An 18,784-nucleotide genomic window follows, 5' to 3' on the forward strand; every position below is an offset into this window, starting at 1 on the left:
CGTGCTGTCGAGCGCGGCGGGGGCTTGGGGGGTGCGGCGCCACGCGGGGCGCCCGGCGGACTTCGACGTGGTGATCCAGCCGCCGCGAGGGGACACCGACGCCGCGGGCGGATCCCGCACAGCCGACGGATCGGCGCCGGACCGCGGTAGCGCCCGGTCCCCACCGCGCCACCGCGCCACCGCGCCACCGCGCCACCGACGACCCATCCCGACCTCGCACGTGCTCCAACCGCGCACGTGCTCCAACCGCGATCGGCGACGGCGGCGGGGCCGCGCCTGCCGGTGGACTCAGCCGTCCAGGCGGCGCTTGCCGAGCCAGGCGACCATCTCGGGGTCGCGGTGGTCGAAGAACAGTGTCGTGCCGGTGTCGAGGACGGCGATCCGACTCATCTGGTCGTTGGTGAGTCGAAAGTCGAAGACGTCGATGTTCTGCGCCATCCGGTCGGGGTTGACCGACTTGGGAATGGCCACGATGTCGCGCTGGATGAGCCAGCGGAGCACGACCTGCGCCGCGGATTTGCCGTGTGCCCCGCCGATCTCGCCGAGGACGGGGTTCGTGAAAAGGTCGTTCCTGCCTTCGGCGAAGCCGCCCCACGCCTGGTGCCGGACACCGTGCTCGCGCATGAGGTCGTGATCGGCGGTGCGCTGGAAGAACGGGTGGGTCTCGATCTGGTTGACCGCCGGGACGACCTCGTTGTTGAGGATCAGGTCCAGGAGCCGGTCGGGATGGAAGTTGGCGACGCCGATCGCCTTGGCCAGGCCCTCGCGGTTGGCGGCCTCCATGGCGCGCCACTGGCCGTAGACGTCGCCGAAGGGCTGGTGCATCAGGTACAGGTCGACGTAGTCCAGACCCAGCTTGGTCAGGGACGTCTCCAAAGCGCGCCGGGTGTGGTCCTCCGCGGGCGCGTCCTGGATCCACAGCTTGGTGGTGACGAACAGCTCCTCGCGCGGGATGCCGCTGTTCCCGACGGCGCGGCCGACGGCCTCCTCGTTGCCGTAGGCGGCCGCGGTGTCGAGGAGGCGGTAGCCGGCGGCGAGGGCGCTGGAGACGGCCTGCTCGGTCTTCTCCGCCGGGATCTGGTAGACGCCGAAGCCGAGGATCGGCATCCGGACGCCGTTGTCGAGGGTGACGGTCTGCACGGTGTTCTTCCTTTTCGCTGGGGTGCGCGGCTGCGCCGGGGTGCGCGGCGGGTCGGCGGGCGGCCGGACGGCCGGAGGCACAGCTCGTCGTGTACCCACCCTCGCGCTTTCCCGCGCACGCGGGCAGGCCGCACTGTTCGGGGGTAACGACAGGGCCCCCCACCGCACGGCCACTCGGGTCGGCGCGGTGTGACACTGAAGGCATGGCATCCGAGCACCCCACCGGCGGCGGAGAGGGCGCGGAGCTGGGCCGCTACCTGCGCGCCCGCCGCACTCAGACCAGCCCCCGGCAGGCCGGCCTCACCGTCGGCACCGGAATCCGCCGCACCCCGGGACTGCGCCGCGAGGAGCTGGCCACCCTCGCCGGGATCAGCATCGACTACTACGTACGCCTGGAACGCGGCAAGGAAACCCGTCCCAGCCCCTCCGTCCTCGACGCCCTCGCCCGCGCCCTCCACCTGGACGACCAGGAACACCGACACCTGCGCGAACTCGCCGCCCGCGCGGCCCGCTACACGCCCGAACCGCCCCGCGCACCGAGCCGCACCGTGCGCCCCCATTTCGAGCTGCTGCTGGAATCGCTGCGGCCGAACCCCGCCTACGTGATCAACCGCAGCATGGACATGTTGGCCTGGAACCCCGGCGGCCTCGCCCTGTACGCGGGCCTGGACGACTGGCCCGTCAAGCAGCGCAACCTCGCCCGCTACCTCTTCCTGCACCCCACCGCCCGGGACCTGTTCCCCGACTGGGACAACCAGGTCCGCGCCTGCGTCGCCCGCCTGCGCGCCACCGCGGGCACCGCCCCCGACGCCCCCGACCTCACCAACCTCGTCGGGGAACTCCTGGTCAAAAGCCACGACTTCGCCGGACTCTGGGAACGCTACGAGGTCACCGGCCGCAAACCCGCGCAGAAGACCTTCCACCACCCCCACGTCGGCACGATCACCCTCACCGCACAGTCCCTGCACCTGGAAGGCACCCCCGGCCAACGCCTCGGCGTCTACCTCGCCGCACCCGACACCCCCGACCACGACGCGCTGCGCCTCCTGGACATGACCGCCCCCGAACCGCCCGGAAACAACCGGACGACCACGCGCACCCCGCCGTCCGCACCCGGCACCGAAACCCGGTAGAAACCCGGCGGGGCGCATCGTCACAGGACATGCCGCGATCGACCGTGCCCCACGACGGTCTCCGGAGCCGGAATCCGAGCCGGATCCGGAGTCGGAGCCGGATCCGGAGCCCGGCCGCGAAAGATGCGGCGGGCCGGCCGGCGGCGGGATTCCCGCCGACCGTGTCCCGGCCGCCGGAACGGTCGGCCGTGCGGACGGCGCCGCGTTCGTAGCCTTGCGGCCGTCCGTCCCGTGGGGGACGGGGAGAGCGAGGCACACATGGGCGACGAGACGCACCACCATGTCATCGTCGGAGGGAGCGCGGCCGGCATCTCCGCCGCTCTCGCACTGCGCCGGCACGGCTTCGCCGGACGCGTCACCGTCGTCGAGGCGGGCGAGGAACTCCCCTATGAACGACCACCGTTGTCGAAGGCGTTGGCCGGCGGCGAACACGCCTTCCTGCATGCGATCCTGCCCCGGCAGGCGTACGCCGAGCACCGCATCACCCTGCTGCCGGCCACCCGCGCCCTGGCCCTGGACCCCCGGCGCCGGGCCGTCGAACTGGACGACGGGCAAACGTTGTACGCCGACCGAGTCCTGCTCGCCACCGGCGTGCTCCCGCGGACCCTGCCGGTGCCCGGCGCCGACCTGCCCGGCGTGCTGACCCTGCGGGACGTGCACGACGCCAGGGCGCTCGCCGCCCGGCTGCGCGCGGGCGGGCCGGTGGTCGTGGTGGGCGGCGGCTTCATCGGCCTGGAGGTCGCGGCGGCGGCGCGCGAGGCCGCCCTGGACGTCACCGTGGTCGAAATGGGCGCCCGCCCGCTGGAGGGCCCGCTCGGCCCGGTATTGGCCGCGCGGGTGACCGCGCTGCACGAGCGGGCCGGGGTACGGCTGCGAACCGGGGTATCGGTGACCGCGTTCACCGGCGAAACCCACGTCACCGGGGCCCGCCTGGGCAACGGGCAGGTGCTGCCCGCCGCGACCGTGGTGGTCGGCGTCGGGGTACGACCCGACACCGCGCTTGCCGAGGCGGCCGGGGTGTTGTGCGACGACGGCATCGTCGTCGATCGGCACTGCCACACCAGCGTGCCGTGGATCCTCGCCGCCGGCGACGCCACGAACCAGGCGCATCCACACCTGCCCGCCCGGGGCCGGATCGAGCACTGGGACAACGCCGTGCAGCAGGGCGCGGTCGCCGGCGCCGTGCTCGCGGGTGTCCTGGAGAGCCACACCGCGCTGCCCTACTTCTACTCCGAGCAGTACGGCCGGACCCTGCAGATGTACGGACGCCCGGCTCCCGGCGACGAGTTCGTCCTGCGCACCGAGGCCGCGGACGCGGTCGACCCGGTGGACCCGGCCGAGGCGGGCGGACCCGCGGACGGCGGCTTCCTCGGATTCTGGACCCGCGGCGGCGTCCCGGTCGCCGCCGCCGGCCTGGACCGTCCGCGCGAACTGCGCGCCGCACGCGTGCTCATCGAGCGTCGCGTGCCGGTACACGCCGCCGCGCTGGCCTCCCCCACAACCGACCTGCGGGCCCTGGCCCACTCCGCGGCGCCCGGCCCACCGGCGGCCCGGCCCCGATCCCGTCCCGAGGCCCGATCGCCGCACACAGGCGACCCGAGCACCGCAAGCAGCAAGGAGGCACCGTGACCGAGCACTCCACCGACCCGCGGATCGCCCGCGTCGCGGACCGCCTGTACGAGGCCGACCGCACCGGGACGGCCATTCCGCCGATCCGCACCGAACTCCCGGACGGCGACCCGGCTGCCACGGGCTACGCCGTACAACGTCACAACGTCGCACGCTGGATCTCCCAGGGCCGCCGTCCGGTGGGCTACAAGATCGGCCTGACCTCCACCGCCGTACAGCGGCAACTCGGGGTCGACCGACCCGACTTCGGCACCCTCTTCGCCGACATGGCCTACGCCGACGGCGCCGAGCCGCCGTTCGCCGGCCTGATCCTGCCGCGTGCCGAGGCCGAGGTCGCCCTGGTCCTGGACCGCGATCTGGACCTGGGCCGGCACACCATCGCCGACGTGCTGCGGGCCACCGCGTTCGTGCTGCCCGCGCTGGAGATCGTGGACAGCCGCGTCGCCGACTGGGACATCGCACTGGTGGACACGATCGCCGACAACGGCTCCTCCGCGGCGTTCGTCCTGGGCACCGTCCCGGTCTCGCCCGCCGCAGTGGACCTGGCACGCTGCGTGATGACGCTGACGCGCGCCGGCGACGTGCTCTCCCGGGGCACCGGGACCGACTGCCTGGGCCACCCGCTCACCGCCGCCGTCTGGCTCGCGGACACCCTCGGCGCGCTGGGCACCCCACTGCGCGCGGGCGACATCGTGCTCACCGGAGCGCTGGGGCCGATGGTCACCCTGGGCGCCGACGACCACCTCACCGCGCACATCACCGGCCTCGGGTCGGTCGGCATCCGGACCGGGAAGTGACACCGTGAGCGATTCCAGCGGAGCGACGGCATCGACGACGTCCGTCGCAGACCCCGGGGCCGCGCCGGTGAAGGTGGCGATCATCGGATCGGGCAACATCGGCACCGACCTGATGATCAAGGTGCTGCGCACCTCGTCCGTCCTGACCATGGGCGCCATGGTCGGCATCGACCCCGACTCCGACGGCCTGGCCCGAGCCCGCCGTCTGGGTGTGCCCACCACCTCCGACGGCATCGAGGGGCTGCTCTCGCTGCCCGACTTCGACGAGATCGCGGTGGTCTTCGACGCCACCTCGGCCCGGGCCCATCACCGACACGACGCGCTCCTGCGCCCGCACGGCAAGCGGGTGATCGACCTGACGCCCGCCGCGATCGGACCGTTCGTGGTCCCCGCGGTGAACCTGGACGCCCACCTCGCGTCGCCGAACGTGAACATGGTGACCTGCGGTGGCCAGGCCACCGTGCCGATCGTCGCCGCCGTCGCCCGCCGGGCCCCGGTGATCTACGGCGAGATCGTCGCCTCGATCTCCTCCCGCTCGGCCGGCCCCGGCACCCGCGCCAACATCGACGAGTTCACCGAGACCACCTCGCGGGCCATCGAACGGGTCGGCGGCGCCCGGCGCGGCAAGGCGATCATCGTGCTGAACCCGGCCGAGCCGCCGCTGATCATGCGCGACACGGTGATCTGCCTGACCGAGGACGGCGATCCGGCCGAGATCGCCGAGTCGGTGACCACGATGGTCGCCGACGTGGCCGCGTACGTACCCGGCTATCGATTGCGCCACTCCCCGCAGATCGACCCGGTGGACGCGGACCTGCGGGCCCGGCTGCGGCCCGACGAGGCGGACCGGGCCCGCTGGAAGGTCACCGCCCTGCTCGAAGTCGAGGGCGCGGGCCACTACTTGCCGGCCTACGCCGGAAACCTCGACATCATGACCTCCGCCGCGCTCCGGGTCGCCGAACGCGTCGGCGTCCTCGCCTTCGAAGGGCCTGCCGCATGACCGCCCGTCTGTACATCCAGGACGTCACCCTGCGGGACGGCATGCACGCCGTCGGCCACCGCTACCGGCTGGACACCGTCCGTGCCATCGCCCGTGCGCTGGACGCCGCCGGCGTCGACTCCGTGGAGATCGCGCACGGCGACGGCTTGGCCGGATCCAGCTTCACCTACGGGTTCGGCGCCCACTCCGACGACGAGTGGATCGCCGCGGCCGTCGCCGAACTCGGCTCGGCCACGCCCGCCACGCTCATCCTGCCCGGCATCGGCACCGCCGACGATCTGCGCCGCGCGCATGCGCTGGGCATCCGCTCGGTGCGTGTCGCCACCCACTGCACCGAGGCCGACATCGCCGCCCAACACGTCGCGCTCGCCCGCGAACTGGGCATGGAAGTCTCGGGGTTCCTGATGATGTCGCACATGGCCGAGCCGGATCGGCTGGCCGGTCAGGCCAAGCTGATGGAGTCCTACGGAGCGCACTGCGTGTACGTCGTGGACTCCGGTGGGAGGCTCACCATGGACGGCGTCCGGGACCGAGTCCGCGCCTACCGCGACGTGTTGCACGACACGACCGCGATCGGCATCCACGCCCATCACAACCTGGCCCTGGCGGTGGCCAATTCGGTCGTGGCCGTCGAGGCCGGGGTCACCCGGGTAGACGCCTCGCTCGCCGGACAGGGAGCGGGCGCCGGGAACTGCCCGATCGAGGCGTTCGCCGCGGTCGCCGACCTGCACGGCTGGTCGCACGGCTGCGATCTGTTCGCGCTGATGGACGCGGCCGACGATCTGGTGCGCCCGCTTCAGGAACGACCGGTGCGGGTGGACCGGGAGACTCTGACCCTGGGCTACGCCGGCGTGTACTCCTCCTTCCTGCACCACGCCGAACGGGCCGCCGCGCGCTACGACCTGGACACCCGCGACGTGCTGGTCGAGGTGGGCCGCCGCGGCCTGGTCGGCGGACAGGAGGACCTGATCGTCGACGTCGCGCTCGACCTGGTCGACGCCCGCTCGGCCACGACCGCGTAACGGCCCGACACCGAACCGGCGGCCGCGCCGCACCGGTCGGTCCACGTGCCCTCCGGACACACCGAAGGCCGCCCGCCCGCGACCACACATCGCGGGCGGGCGGCCTTCGCTTGCGCGGTCCCGGGCGTAGCGGTGCGGACGTCGCGCGGCCCACGGCAGGACGGCCCGGCTCTGCCCTGCCCTGCCCTGGCGTGGACCGGACCCCGGACCCCGGCCCCCCGGAGCGGAGTGCGATGCCGTGCGCGGGACTGCCCGCTGCGGCCGGGCGGACGGGCAGGGCGCACACAACGCGTCGACCAGCGTGCCGATTCGGCACGCTGGTCGACGCGTTCGGACCTTCACCCGCGGCGGTTCACCCGGTCTGTGCTCCGGGGGACGTCCGCCGGCGCGGGATGCCGGTGGTGCTGATGTCGATCACGGCTCCCGTCGTGGTCGCCGACTCCCTCGCGGCGAGCAGCACGTACGGTCCGACGCCTTCCTCGGCGCGCACCGCCACCCCGAGCGCGGACTGCTCGGTCACGATGCGGTCGATGGGCACCTCCCGGGCGATCGTGGTGTCCGCCAGTCCCATCGCCCTGGGTCCGCTCAGGCCGGTCGCCATCGGGCCCGGGGCGACCGCGTTCACCCGGATGTCCGGGGCCAGTTCGTAGGCGAGCTGGCGAACCAGGCCCAGCCCCGCGTGTTTGGCCGCGGTGTACACCGGCCCGCCCCCGGGCCCCGGGTAGAACGAGGCGTTGGACAGGGTGAACACCATGCTGCCGCGCGACCTGCGCAGCAGGGGCACCGCGGCCTTCGCGCCCAGCAGGTAGCCCTTGACGTTGACCGCGAACAACTCGTCGAAGCCGGCGTCCAGGACGTCGGCCGGTGTGTCGGTCAACGACCGGGCGAAGTCCCACAGTCCGGCGTTGCCGACGAGGGTGTCCAGGCCGCCGAACGCGTCCTCGGCGCACGCGCACGCGCGCTCGTGGGCCTCGTAGCGGGTCACGTCACCGACCACGGTACGGATCGAATCGCCCAGTGTGGTGGTGAGTTCGGCCAACCGCTCGGCGGACCGATCCAGCACGACCACGCGCGCGCCCTCGGTGACGAAGCGCTCGACGACGGCCCGACCGACGCCGGATCCGCCGCCGGTGACCAGGATCGACGAGCCCTCAAGCCACCCCATGGCCCGCCCCTTCCGCGTCCCGGCCGCCCGCGTCCGCACCGACCGTGGACGAACCGGCGGAGTCCGAACCGCTCGTGCCGTCCGGGCGTTGCCGTTCGATCCGGCCGTCTCCGCTCCGGTCGATGCGCACGTACACGTCCGTCCCCTCGACCCGCACCTCGTGTGTGGCCAACGCTCGGAACGCGGGTGCGGCCAGTGGCGCGCCGGTGCGCAGGCAGAACTTGGCCAGGTGCAGCGGGCATTCCACCGCGCCGTCCTCCACCCAGCCGTCCGCGAGCGAGAAGTCCTCGTGGGTGCAGGTGTCGTCGACGCAGAAGAGCTCGCCGCCGGACCGGAACACCGACACCGGTGGGGTGGTGTCCAGGCGCAGCGCCTGATCCTCGGGGATGTCGTCGACCCGACCGGCTCGGATCCACGATTCCCGGGTGTACTCGTTCATAGGAAGATCCCGCTCATAGGAAGATGCTCAGGCTCGGCGCCAGGAGCGTGGTGGTGTCCAGCACGATCTTGCGTCGAGCGATGTGGAATCCCGGCTCCTGCGGGACGCGCCGCAGCAGGTCGGTGCGTTCGCCGAAGAAGGTGTCGTGGTGGCGTTCGGCCCGGCTGCGCAGTACGTGGAAGTTGACCCGGACCTCGAACTCGCCGGTGTCCAGTCGGACCGGCCGGATGTTGGTGATCAACCGGCGGGTTCTGGAAGGGGGTTCCTCCGACCACGAGCGGCCGGAGGCCAATCGGCGCACCCGGCCGGCCAGGAAGGCCTTGTCGTCGTCGAAGAAGGCCGCGCCGTCCGGCCCGGCGACCTCCAGGTCGCGTTCGCGGACGGGTCGCGTCGTCCGGGTCGGCAGCCAGTAGTGGATGTCGTCGTCGAAGAGTTCCAGCCAGTCCTCGAACCGCTGGTCGTCCAGGAGTTCGGCCTCCAGATACAGGAACCGCTCGATCTCGTGGCGGGTCTCGGCGTCGACGCCGGTGCGTCGGCGTGCCGTTGCGGCGATGTCGCTCATGCGAGGTGCGCCTCCTGTTCCCGCTGCCGTCGGGCCGTGTCCCGCTCGGTGATCTCCGGCCAACTCAGCCCGGACATCAGGTCGGCCCAGCGCCGGTACATGCCGCGGGCGGCCATCTCGGTGTACATGTCGTCGGTGACCCGGCCGGGCATGCCGTCGGTGCCGTGTCGTTCGTGGCCCAGGCCCATCTGGGCGTTGAAGGTGGTCTTGCGGGCTTGGTGGCCGCGCAGGACCTGCTGGATCTCGGTCCAGTTCTCGCCGTCGTCGGTCTCGAACACGCCGGCGGCGCTGAAGGTGCGGATGGTGCTGGTGCGGACCGCCCGCTTGGCCGACTCGTCGGCGTCCTTGGGCAGGTAGGTCCAGGACCAGACCTCGATCCGGCCGGGTCCGCGCGGATGCCAGACCCGCATGGTGTTGTTGATGGTCAGCCAGGAGAAGTTGGGGAAGACGGTGTTGTGTCCGTTGACGGCCAGCGCGCGCTGTTCGCCGATCCGGCGGTAGATCTGTTCGCGGTTGGCCACGACCCAGGCGTCGAAGTCGGGTCCGGCCTGGGTGGGCACCAGGTCGGGGCGCAGTCCGAAGCCCGAGCCGTGGCCGTTGCCGGCGTACTGCCGGCCGGGTCCGGCGGCGCTCTGTTCCTGGAACTCGGCGAGTACCGCCGGGTCTTCGATCAGTGCCACCAACGCGGAGGCGTGCGAGGACGGCACGTGGTACATGTCGCTCGCGAACTGCTCGGCGGCGAACTTCCAGTTGCAGTCGATGACCCATTTGGTGGCGCCGGGTACCAGGGTCAGGCCCGCGTCGTAGCGGTCGGCGAGGGCGTCGAAGTACCAGATCATGTCGCCGAGGTAGTCCTCGAAGGAGGGTGCGCTCTCGTCCCAGGTGCCGAAGATGAAGCCCCTGTGGTTGTGCAGGCGCGGTACCCGGGTCGGACCCCATTGGGACTTGTCGATCTCGTCGCGGTAGGCGCGGGCCTGCATGGGTACGTTGACCAGTTCGCCGGCCAGGTTGTACCCCCAGCCGTGGTAGGTGCAGGTGAACGCGCGGGCGACGCCCTCGTCGGCGCGGCAGATGCGCATGCCTCGATGCCGGCACTGGTTCAGGAACGCCTTGACGGAACCGTCGCGTTGGCGGACCACCAGGACCGGGTCCTCGGCCATGTAGGTCTGCACGAAGCTGCCCGGCTCGGCGAGTTGGGTGTCGTGTGCGAGGAAGAGCCAGCTCCGTGCGAAGACGTGCTCCAGCTCGGCCTGGTAGATCTCGGGGTCGGTGTAGATGCTGGGGTTGATCAGTCCCTGGTCGGGCCGGACCAGTTCGGTGACGTCGAACATGACGGGCCTTTCTCGGTCAGTCGGTTCCGGGGCCGGGCGGGGTGGCGAAGCGGTGGCCCCAGGTGCTGGGCGACTCGTAGTGGCTGACGGTCCAGTCCCGGTCGTCGATGACCCGGCCGTTGTAGCCGTATTCGATGTCGAAGCCGGAGGGAGTGCGGACGTAGAAGGAGGTCATGCGGTCGTTGCTGTGCTCGCCGATGGACAGCGGAACGGGCATCTCCCGCTCCTGGACGGCGTCCAGGGCGCGGCCGACGGCTTCCAGGGTGGTGACCTCGAGCATCAGGTGGCCCAGGCCCGAGGCCGGTGCGCCCGGGAGCGCGGCGAAGGCGATCGAGTGGTGCCGGGGGTTGCAGTGCAGGAAGTGCGCGGACTGCGGGCCGAACGCGATCGTGTCGGAGAGCTTGAAGCCGAGGTGCTCGGTGTAGAAGGCGGAGGCTCGGGCGACGTCGTCGGCCAACAGGAAGGTGTGGCCGATGCCGATCTCGCCGACGGCGGTCTCGCCGGTGACGAAGGTGACGCCGCGCGGTGAGGTGAAGCCGCACTTGTCGACGGTCGGGCCCCAATAGGCCTCGACGGTGTTGCCGGTCGCGTCGCGGAACGCGATCAGGCCGCGGACTCGCCGACGTTCGGTGAGGTCGGGGTCTTCGTGGACCTCGATGCCGCGCGAGCGCAGCGTTTCGGCGAGGGCTTCCAAGCGGTCGGCCGACCTGACTTCGAGACCGAGGGCGATCAGGGACTGCGGGCCGGCGGGCTCGCCCGCCTCGATCGCCAGCCGCCAGGTACGGCTGTCGGTCTTGAACAGCAGGGTGTCCGGATCGGTCGAGTGGGCGGGCTGCAACCCGAGGATCTCGGGGCCGAAGTGCTGCCACGCCTCCAGGGGGCCCCGTACGACGACGTAGCCCAGGGCGCTCACGATGCTCATGGTCTGGTCCTGCTCCCTTGTTCGGTGGACCGCGGTGGGGGACGGGTTTGCGGTGGAACGGGCTTGCGGTGGGACGGCTGCCGATGAGGCGGCTCTCGGGTGGGACGGCTACCGGTGAGGTGGGCACCGGGGTGGAATCGCCGTGCGTCGGTGTGGCCTTCGGTGGAGGGGCGTCCGGCCCCGATCGGCTAGAGGGCGTCCGCGAGGAATGCGCGGGTCACCGCCTGGAATCGCCCGGCCTGTTCGATCTGCGCCCAGTGGCCGCAGTGCGGGAGCAGGTACAGGCGGGCGTTCGGGATCCGGCGGGCGAACCACTCGCTGCCCTCGGGCGGGACGATGACGTCCTCGCGGCCGTGCACCAGCAGCACGTCGTTGGTGATCCGCTTCAGCGCGATCTCGGGCAGCCCGGGACCGGCGCCGGGTGCCATGGTGAACGTCTGCCGGTGCGAGCGCTCCACCTCCGGGCGAACGGCCATCGCCAGGCGCTCCTCGGCGATGGCACCGAGCCGGTCGCCGAACAACGTGGGGTCGTGCAGCATGAACGAGATCAACTCGGCCATCGACCGTGCGGTGGGGTCGTCGTAGAAGGTGATCAGCCGCATCATGGCGGGCGACGGCGTGGTCATGGTGCCCGCGCCGGCGGCACCCATCAGCACGACCTTGCCGAACCGCTCCGGAGCGCGAACCAGCAGGTGCAACGCGAGAGCGCCGCCCAGCGAGTTGCCGACGAGGTGCACCCGCTCCAGGCCCAGCTCCTCGAGCAGGCCCAGGCAGGCCGCCACGTTCTGGCGGAGGCGGGAACCGGGCGGGGTGTGTTCGGGGTGGCTGGAGTCGCCCCACCCGACCTGGTCCACGACCACGCAGTCGTAGGTGTCGGACAACGCCGCGACGGTGCCGGCGAAGTTGGACAGGCCGGTGGCGCCGGGCCCCGAACCGTGCAGGAAGAGAATGCTCTCCGCGTGGCCCTGACCGGCGCGGTTGACCCGAAGGGTGTACTCCCCCACGGTCACATCGGAGGTGGCGATCATGTTGCTCATGTGTTCGGCTCCCGTTGCGTGAGTCGCCTTGAGGTCGCGTGTGTGGAGTGGATGTCCCGGCACGCGGCACCGGTGTTCGGTACGCCGGAGTTGGGTGCACCCGTGCACCCGTGCACCGGTGCTCGGTACGCCGGTGCGCGCCTCGCCGCACCCACCGCCGACGTGCGCTTCGCCGACGTGCGCTTGGCCCACTCCGGGGAGGTTGTCGACGAGGCCACGGGGTCGGCGCCGTCACGGACGTGGCGTCGTGGCGATCGCTTCCACTGCCTGCGAGTCTCGGTCGCGCGGACCGAACCGGGGGCGGATCGTCCCGCTGGCCGGGACGGCGACACGCGGCGCGGCCGTACCCGCCGGTCGGATCCGCGTTCGGGCCTCCCGACCCGCGGAACGAACCGCCCTTCGCCGTGCCGGCCGCCGGCACGGTGCGGCCATGCCGGGCCTTGGGGATCCACCGCCGCCCGCCCCGGCCCGCGTGCTGTTCGCACCGTGCTGCGCCGGCGTCGCGGTGTGAGGCCGGCGGTCGAGGTCCCCGTACTGCTAGGCGGTGCACGGGAGTTGCCCGTGTCGACAACCTGGCACGGCGAGCCTGCCGGTGTCGGCGCGGCTGCCGACCTCGGCGGTCACCATCCCGGTGTGCGGCCGGAACGCCGACCCGAGAGCCGGCCGGGGCGTGCTGATGTATTGCCTGGCGGTGCCGGCACCGACCCCGCTTGCTCGCGGGTGGCCCGAGTCCTCGGGCTACGGGTTCGGCGCGTCGGCGACGACCGTCTCGGTGGTGTACCCGCTGCCCATGACGATCGCGTCGATGATCGCCGCGCCGATCGGTGGCCGGTCGGTCGTGCGCTTCGGCGCCCGCTTCACCCTCGTCGCGGCCGGGCTGGGCGGCGCGGGCGGATGCGGGGTGCGGGCCGTGGTCCTCCCGGCCCGCTTCGGTCCGCCCGCGCGGCCGACGGCCGAGGCGGGGTCGGTGTCATCGGTGGGAAGTCGACGACCCGGGGGCGGTGCTCCGTGCGGTGGTGGCCGGTCGGCCGGCGCTCTCGCGGATGGTGGCCAGGACCAGTTGGCGCAGCCGGTGCATGCCGGCGGGGACGCCGAGGGTCTCGGCGTCGGTGAACACCACCAGGCCGGCGGTGAAGGACATGGTCAACTCGGCCAGTTCCAGCGCCAGTTCCCGCGGGTCGGGGACGCCGCAGTCGCGCGCGACCGGCTCGATCACGGTGACCAGCTCGGTGCGTACCCGGCGGCGGGCCTCGTGCACCAGCGGCGCGATGGTTCCGTCCCGGTCCTCCTGCAGTTGCAGCAGGAACATCAGCCGCATGAACAGCGCCCGGTCACCGATCTCGTGGGCGGCGGCGTCGTAGAAGATGCCGAGCCGCTCGAGCGGGTCACCGGGCAGGTCGGCCACGGCCGGCAGCGACGCGAAGAACAGGCCGGAGGAACGTTCGAACACCGCCACCAGCAGGCCGTACTTGTTGGTGAAGTGGTGGTAGATCGAGCCCACCGGGAAACCGGACGCCTCGCAGACCTGGCCGATGGTGACGTTCGCGTAGCCCCGGGTGCCGAACAGACGCTCGGCCGCGTCCAGGATCCGGTCCCGGTTCACGCTCGTCCTGTCCACGGTCGCCACCCTACCCAACCGCCGGGATCAGGTGCGCGGCCGAGCCGGCCATGATCGAGCGGGAGATCGCGGCGGCCGTACGACGCAGCGGGTCCACCAGTACGGTCCCGCTGCCCGCGGCCGCCGCGAAGGCGATCGACACCGCCGCGACGGCCCGGTCCCCGACCAGTACCGGTACCGCCACGCAGGCCAGCCCCTCGACGGCCTCCTCCCGGTCGACGGCGTAACCGTCGACGCGGACGGCCGCCAATTGCCGACGCAGGGCCACCACCGAGGTGAGTGAGCGGGCCGTGCGCGGCGCCGGCGGCGCTGCCGACACGTCGGCGATCGCGCGTTCCGTCGAGAACGCCAGCATCGCCTTTCCGATCGCGGTGCACTGCGCCGGCAGTCGGCCCCCGACCAGCGCCGGGGACCGGTCGTGGCGACGGCCGCGAAGCTTTTCCAGATAGACGGCGTCGCCGTCGCGCAGGATCGCGAGGTGCAGCGTCTGCGCGGTCACCCGGTGCAGCTCCTCCAAGTGCACCAGCGCCGCGTCGCGCAGCGCGACCTCCGGCGGCAGAGCCCCGAGCGAGAACATCCGCAGTCCCATCCGGTAGCCGTCGCTGTGCTGTTCGACCGCGCCGACCTCGAGCAACATCGTCAACACCCGATGCGCGGTGGACTTGGGCAGCCCACTGCGGCGCACGATCTGCGCGAGGGTCAGCACACGCCGACTGTGACTGAAGACCCCCAGCACCCGAAACGCCTTCCACAACACGGACGGCGCCAACGTGTCCCCGGGTTCGAGCGCGGCCTCCGCCACCCTCCGCACGGCCTCGCCCGTGTCCTTTGCCATGTCCCGACTCCGCTCACCGAAAAGCCCTAGAATGGAGACTCTAGAATCTAGATTCTAGACAACGTAACCGCAGCCACCCAACAGGTCAACCGACCCGCCCGGGTGGGCGTACGGGAGCCGGAGCACACCGCGCGGGCACCCGCCCGGCTCGGACCGGCCGCGGAACAGGCTTGCTGCCCACCACGCGAACTCGACGTGTCGTATCCGCCCGCCGGGTACCCCTCGTCGACGTCCGACGGGGTGGGACGGGCTCCGCACCACGCTGATAAATCCTCGACCGGTTCCGCAAAGGCGTCCGTCGGAGGATGGGACCGGCCCCTCCCCCGACGGGACGCCTCCTCTGCGGGCGTGGGCGTCTACCGTCTCGCCCGCCCACCGCTTCCGTGCTCTACGACGCCGTGCCAACCGGGTCGGAGGCGAGGGGATGTGGGCGCCAGTCGTCGTCCGCCGAGGTCCACAGACGTATGTCACGTTCCACAAGCGCGGCATACAGCTCGCTCGGAGGCAGCCAGCGGTCCAAGGGAACGGCCCCGGCCGCCTGCAATCGGCCGGTGAGGAGCTTCTCCACGGCGATTCCCGCGAGCAGGGCCGGCATGCGACCGCCGTGCCGACGCGCGGTCATGCCCACGCGGCGGGTCACCGTACAGCCGTCCCGATCGCCGGTGACCTCGACCATGAACGCCCCCGCCTCGTCGCCCGCGCGCCCGGCGAGCCAGGACAATCCACGGACCACCGGCGTCCAGTCCTGCGGACGACGGGGCCTGCCCGTCCGCGCCCTGACTGCCGCGAACGCCCCCAAGGCCCGGTTCAGCACGGGGAATTCGCTGCCCGCCTTGAAACTCACCGTGCGCGCCCCGAACAGGCCCGGCAGCACGTCCAGATCGGCCATCTCGTAGACCTGATGAACCAGTCGCCTGCCGATCGGCGGCGGGAACCGCACCCACTCCGGCTCCGACCAACCGTGCACCACCGCCGGCACACCACCACGCGGGGCCTCGAAGCGCAGCCCCGCACCGTGCAGCATGGCCGCGAACATCGCCGGTCCCCGGTGACGCCGGGTGTCGGGCGCCGCCGCGCAGCGGACGGCGTCGACCCGCCGGAGGCCTCGCGCCATGTCGGCCACCAGCAGCGCCTGCAGCCCCGGGACGACCGACGCCCCGGTCAGGACCGGAACCGAAGCCGACCGCGCGAGCGCGAGCGCGCCGCGCCGGAACGCCCGGTCCTCGCAGATGTCGACGTACGGAACACCCGCGGCAAGCGCGGCCCGCAGCGGCCCCCAAGGAGGCGTGCCGCCCGGGTCCATCGCCTGGAAGGGCCCGGCGCAGTGCACCACGGCCGCGGCCCCCTCCAGGATCCGGGCCAGAGTTCGCACCTCCGCGTGGTCCGCGATCGCCCAGTCGACACGCGGGGAATCGAAGGCCTCGGCCGGCCGGCGCCGGGCGACGACGGTCACCGCGACTTGCGACTGACGCAGCAGGTCGTCCACGACATACCGGCCGTAAAAGCCGGTTCCCCCCACCACGACCACCCGCTGCTCCCCCATGCCCGGGACACTAACACCGCGGCTAGCCTGGCCGGATGCCGCTGCGACTCCTGGCCACACTGGGCCGTGCAATGGCGCGCACCACAACCCCCGACCGGGCAACGAACGCCCGGATGGCCCGTCGAACCCGGCGATCACCCGACTCACCCGCGAACACCACAACGATCACGCTCCCGCATGGGCCCGAGAGTCGACGACAGGTGGCCCGAGGTGTCAAGGTCGGTCGGGGCGGGCGGTTGTCCGGGTGCGCGTGGGGCGGACGCCCCACGCCCGCAGTCAGTCCATCCGCAGGTTCCACTCGCCGGGCAGTTGGGCCCTGACCGCGTCGAGGCCGTCGATGGTGCGGCTGAGCACCCACAGCCATTCCTGGGCGTCGTCGCGCAGGATCACATCCGCCGCGGTGAACCAGCGCACCGGAGGACCGTCGGCGATCGCCCACATCGGGTAGTCGGGAAACCCGATCCGCTGAAAGCCGTTCCGCAGAACCGCGACGGACGCCGCATCCAGCTCACGGTTGTCCCCGACACCGCCGTCCGCGGACAGGACCGCTTCGGAAAGCACCATCTCGATCGCGGCGAGCGAGAAGCGGTCCAGGAACGGCCGCCAACCCATCCGGCCGGTGCCGTCGAGACGGAAGACCACCGGCGGGTCCGCGTCCGCGAGCCGGGCCACCGGGACACCCCACTCGGCGCAGCACCGGTTCTCGACGCGATAGACCAACACGTCGTCCTCGACGCACAGTTGGTCCAGGGACAGGAGCTGGTCCTGAACGCTGGTGAGGTCGTCCCGGTGCCCGAGCAGCCGATAGCAGGCGGCCACCGCATCCGGCAGCCGCAGGCCGAGCCGGTGCTCCGCCGCGGCGATCTCCGCGTCCGCGCAGCCGTCGCCGGGACGCAGCGGATCGAGCCAGTCCCGCACGAACCTCGTGACGAAACCCCACGCGTCGGCCGCGTCGTGGACTGCGGCAACTCCCGCCGCCACCACATACTCCTCGGACTTGACCGCGACCCTACCCAACACCACCCCCACCACAGCCCGCAGCCGTGCCCCGGACGCCCCGTGCGTCGGCGCGTGGTGCGAGGCGCTCGACGATGACGCACCGGACGACGCGGGGGACCGGTCGGGCGGCGATGTCGTCGGGGCCGGTGGGGGTGGCGAAAACGCATGTGCGGCCCGGTCGGTCGGGTGGCTAGCCTGACGTGGGCCGTCGAAAGGGTGTGCATGAGCGAGTGGGCCACGCTGCTGAGCCGCGCGCCGCGTCACGTGCTGGTGCCGGTGCTGGAACGGTGCGGCGCGGAGATCCGGCGCGGCGTCCTCGGTGGGGCCGGCGCCCCGGATCCCCGCATTGTCGACGCGGTGATCGCGCACGGCTCGCCCGCGTCGCGCCACCTGCTCGCCGAGAATCCGGCCGTCGGGCCGCCGACCCTGCGCCGACTGGCCGACCGCGCGGACGGCCGACTCGCCTGGCGCCTGGCGGTCCATCCCCGCATCGATCGAGATCTGATGCTGCGCGTGATGGCGATCGCCGACCCGGGCCGAGCCATGCTCGACAGCTCTCCGTACGACCGCACGGCGGCGGAACGGTACGCGCTCATCGAATCCGCGGATCCCGAGTGCATCGTGCACGGCCTGCACGGACTGGTCGTGCGGGGTTGCCCTCCCGTCGCCCGAGCCGTCGCCCGGTCCGTCGCGCTGCGCGCCGCCCACAACCTGCTGGGCGCCCTGGGCCCCAAAGCCGGCCGTGCGCTGTTCACCAGGCACGGACCGCTCATGGAGGATGCCGACCGGGACGTGGTGGCACGTGCGTTCGCCCATCGCGACGGCATGGCCATCCTCGACCGGCTCAGCGTCTTCAGAACCCGGCGACAGGTGCTCGTCCGGCGGCTGCACCACCTCGACGTCGGCCTGCCCGACGGGCACTACTACTACTCCGCTTACACCATCCACCCCTCGGAAATGCATCTGCTGCTGCTGTCCCCGCGAGCGGCGCTGGAATGGGACGAGGTACGTCGCGCCGACGAGGTGCGACCGTGGGGACCGGTCGGCGCCCTCACCCTCGCCGATCAGCCTGGTTGCCCCGACGAACTCCGGTCCCGCGCGGAGGCGGTCCGGTTCGACGTGCGGACGACAGGAACCCCCGACGCCGATCGCGCCCTCGGTCCGTGGTGGCATCGCATCCCGCCGGGTGCCCGGGTGACACCGCGGGGGTCCGTGCCCGCGGCGCGGCCCCGACCGCGAGCCCTTCACTCTCCGGGGCCCGCGACCTCGGACGCCTACGATCGCACGTTGCGCGCACTCACCGACGAGTTCCTCGCCGATCACGTCGACGCGTGGGTCGTGGCATTGCGGATGCTTCCCGAATTCCAGGGCAGCATGGCCGAGTTGCTGGAGACAGCCGGTCGCTCGGCCGGGGCCCCGGCACCGCGGACCGGCCGATCACAGGCGTGACCCTCTCGGTGCGGTGTCGGGTGTTCCGAGACGGTCGACAACCGCCCGGTAGTCACGGATGGCCCGGTTCGCGGCGACGAGGTGGCTGTATGACTCGGTCCGAAACCGGCGACGCGGCCGGCCCGGCGCGTACAAGCTGATTCGAACCACGCCCTGCGTCTTG

The 18,784-nt window shown here is 72.2% G+C and carries 18 protein-coding genes; 6 read left to right on the plus strand and 12 right to left on the minus strand.

Features of this window, described 5'->3' with window-relative positions; all coding sequences use genetic code 11:
• Window positions 1-288 precede the first annotated feature (288 nt).
• Window positions 289-1,140 (minus strand): aldo/keto reductase, encoded by an 852-nt coding sequence (locus ACWCPW_RS08865; RefSeq protein WP_449760861.1) that lies wholly within the window; start codon window positions 1,138-1,140, stop codon window positions 289-291.
• Between the two features lie 203 nt (window positions 1,141-1,343).
• On the opposite strand from ACWCPW_RS08865, the gene ACWCPW_RS08870 reads away from it, so the two are divergent.
• The 5 genes from ACWCPW_RS08870 to dmpG all read left to right on the plus strand — a co-directional run bounded on the left by ACWCPW_RS08870 (window position 1,344) and on the right by dmpG (window position 6,721).
• Window positions 1,344-2,273, plus strand: coding sequence for a helix-turn-helix transcriptional regulator (locus ACWCPW_RS08870; protein WP_449760862.1), 930 nt, complete (start codon window positions 1,344-1,346; stop codon window positions 2,271-2,273).
• Between the two features lie 258 nt (window positions 2,274-2,531).
• Complete coding sequence (locus ACWCPW_RS08875) at window positions 2,532-3,902, plus strand: NAD(P)/FAD-dependent oxidoreductase (RefSeq protein ID WP_449760863.1); 1,371 nt, start codon at window positions 2,532-2,534, stop codon at window positions 3,900-3,902.
• Entirely contained in the window at window positions 3,899-4,699 is an 801-nt protein-coding gene (locus ACWCPW_RS08880; protein ID WP_449760864.1) for a 2-keto-4-pentenoate hydratase, read from the plus strand. Before ACWCPW_RS08875 ends, ACWCPW_RS08880 begins: the two co-directional genes overlap by 4 nt.
• 67 nt (window positions 4,700-4,766) lie before the next feature.
• On the plus strand, window positions 4,767-5,699 hold the full coding sequence (locus tag ACWCPW_RS08885) for an acetaldehyde dehydrogenase (acetylating) (RefSeq protein WP_449761105.1): 933 nt from the start codon (window positions 4,767-4,769) through the stop codon (window positions 5,697-5,699).
• Window positions 5,696-6,721: a 4-hydroxy-2-oxovalerate aldolase gene (gene dmpG, locus ACWCPW_RS08890; protein WP_449760865.1), complete on the plus strand. Its 1,026-nt coding sequence runs from the start codon at window positions 5,696-5,698 to the stop codon at window positions 6,719-6,721. The genes ACWCPW_RS08885 and dmpG overlap by 4 nt, the downstream gene beginning before the upstream one ends.
• A gap of 352 nt (window positions 6,722-7,073) precedes the next feature.
• Here dmpG and hcaB read toward each other — a convergent pair whose 3' ends face one another.
• The 11 genes from hcaB to ACWCPW_RS08945 all read right to left on the minus strand — a co-directional run bounded on the left by hcaB (window position 7,074) and on the right by ACWCPW_RS08945 (window position 17,193).
• Complete coding sequence (gene hcaB / locus ACWCPW_RS08895) at window positions 7,074-7,886, minus strand: 3-(cis-5,6-dihydroxycyclohexa-1,3-dien-1-yl)propanoate dehydrogenase (RefSeq protein ID WP_449760866.1); 813 nt, start codon at window positions 7,884-7,886, stop codon at window positions 7,074-7,076.
• Complete coding sequence (locus ACWCPW_RS08900) at window positions 7,873-8,325, minus strand: bifunctional 3-phenylpropionate/cinnamic acid dioxygenase ferredoxin subunit (protein WP_449760867.1); 453 nt, start codon at window positions 8,323-8,325, stop codon at window positions 7,873-7,875. The genes hcaB and ACWCPW_RS08900 overlap by 14 nt, the downstream gene beginning before the upstream one ends.
• Before the next feature lie 13 nt (window positions 8,326-8,338).
• Window positions 8,339-8,887: an aromatic-ring-hydroxylating dioxygenase subunit beta gene (locus tag ACWCPW_RS08905; protein ID WP_449760868.1), complete on the minus strand. Its 549-nt coding sequence runs from the start codon at window positions 8,885-8,887 to the stop codon at window positions 8,339-8,341.
• Window positions 8,884-10,218, minus strand: coding sequence for an aromatic ring-hydroxylating dioxygenase subunit alpha (locus ACWCPW_RS08910; RefSeq protein WP_449760869.1), 1,335 nt, complete (start codon window positions 10,216-10,218; stop codon window positions 8,884-8,886). Before ACWCPW_RS08910 ends, ACWCPW_RS08905 begins: the two co-directional genes overlap by 4 nt.
• A 16-nt stretch (window positions 10,219-10,234) precedes the next feature.
• The gene (locus ACWCPW_RS08915) at window positions 10,235-11,140 is read right to left on the minus strand and encodes a VOC family protein (RefSeq protein ID WP_449760870.1); all 906 of its coding nucleotides are present in this window, start codon (window positions 11,138-11,140) and stop codon (window positions 10,235-10,237) included.
• Between the two features lie 188 nt (window positions 11,141-11,328).
• Window positions 11,329-12,177 carry an alpha/beta fold hydrolase gene (locus ACWCPW_RS08920; RefSeq protein ID WP_449760871.1) on the minus strand — a complete coding sequence of 283 codons (849 nt, stop codon included), beginning with the start codon at window positions 12,175-12,177 and terminating at the stop codon, window positions 11,329-11,331.
• A 738-nt stretch (window positions 12,178-12,915) separates the two neighbouring features.
• The gene (locus ACWCPW_RS08925) at window positions 12,916-13,038 is read right to left on the minus strand and encodes a hypothetical protein (protein ID WP_449760872.1); all 123 of its coding nucleotides are present in this window, start codon (window positions 13,036-13,038) and stop codon (window positions 12,916-12,918) included.
• A gap of 109 nt (window positions 13,039-13,147) precedes the next feature.
• A complete protein-coding gene (locus tag ACWCPW_RS08930; RefSeq protein WP_449760873.1) occupies window positions 13,148-13,795 on the minus strand; it encodes a TetR/AcrR family transcriptional regulator in 648 nt (215 codons plus the stop codon).
• Between the two features lie 10 nt (window positions 13,796-13,805).
• Window positions 13,806-14,630, minus strand: coding sequence for an IclR family transcriptional regulator (locus ACWCPW_RS08935; protein WP_449760874.1), 825 nt, complete (start codon window positions 14,628-14,630; stop codon window positions 13,806-13,808).
• 388 nt (window positions 14,631-15,018) lie between these two features.
• Window positions 15,019-16,173 carry a saccharopine dehydrogenase family protein gene (locus tag ACWCPW_RS08940; protein WP_449760875.1) on the minus strand — a complete coding sequence of 385 codons (1,155 nt, stop codon included), beginning with the start codon at window positions 16,171-16,173 and terminating at the stop codon, window positions 15,019-15,021.
• Window positions 16,174-16,449: 276 nt separating this feature from the next.
• A complete protein-coding gene (locus ACWCPW_RS08945) occupies window positions 16,450-17,193 on the minus strand; it encodes a hypothetical protein (protein ID WP_449760876.1) in 744 nt (247 codons plus the stop codon).
• Between the two features lie 201 nt (window positions 17,194-17,394).
• Here ACWCPW_RS08945 and ACWCPW_RS08950 point away from each other — a divergent pair, with 201 nt between their 5' ends.
• Window positions 17,395-18,621, plus strand: coding sequence for a hypothetical protein (locus ACWCPW_RS08950; protein WP_449760877.1), 1,227 nt, complete (start codon window positions 17,395-17,397; stop codon window positions 18,619-18,621).
• The last annotated feature ends 163 nt before the right edge of the window (window positions 18,622-18,784 follow it).

The organism is Embleya sp. NPDC001921 (assembly GCF_053594475.1).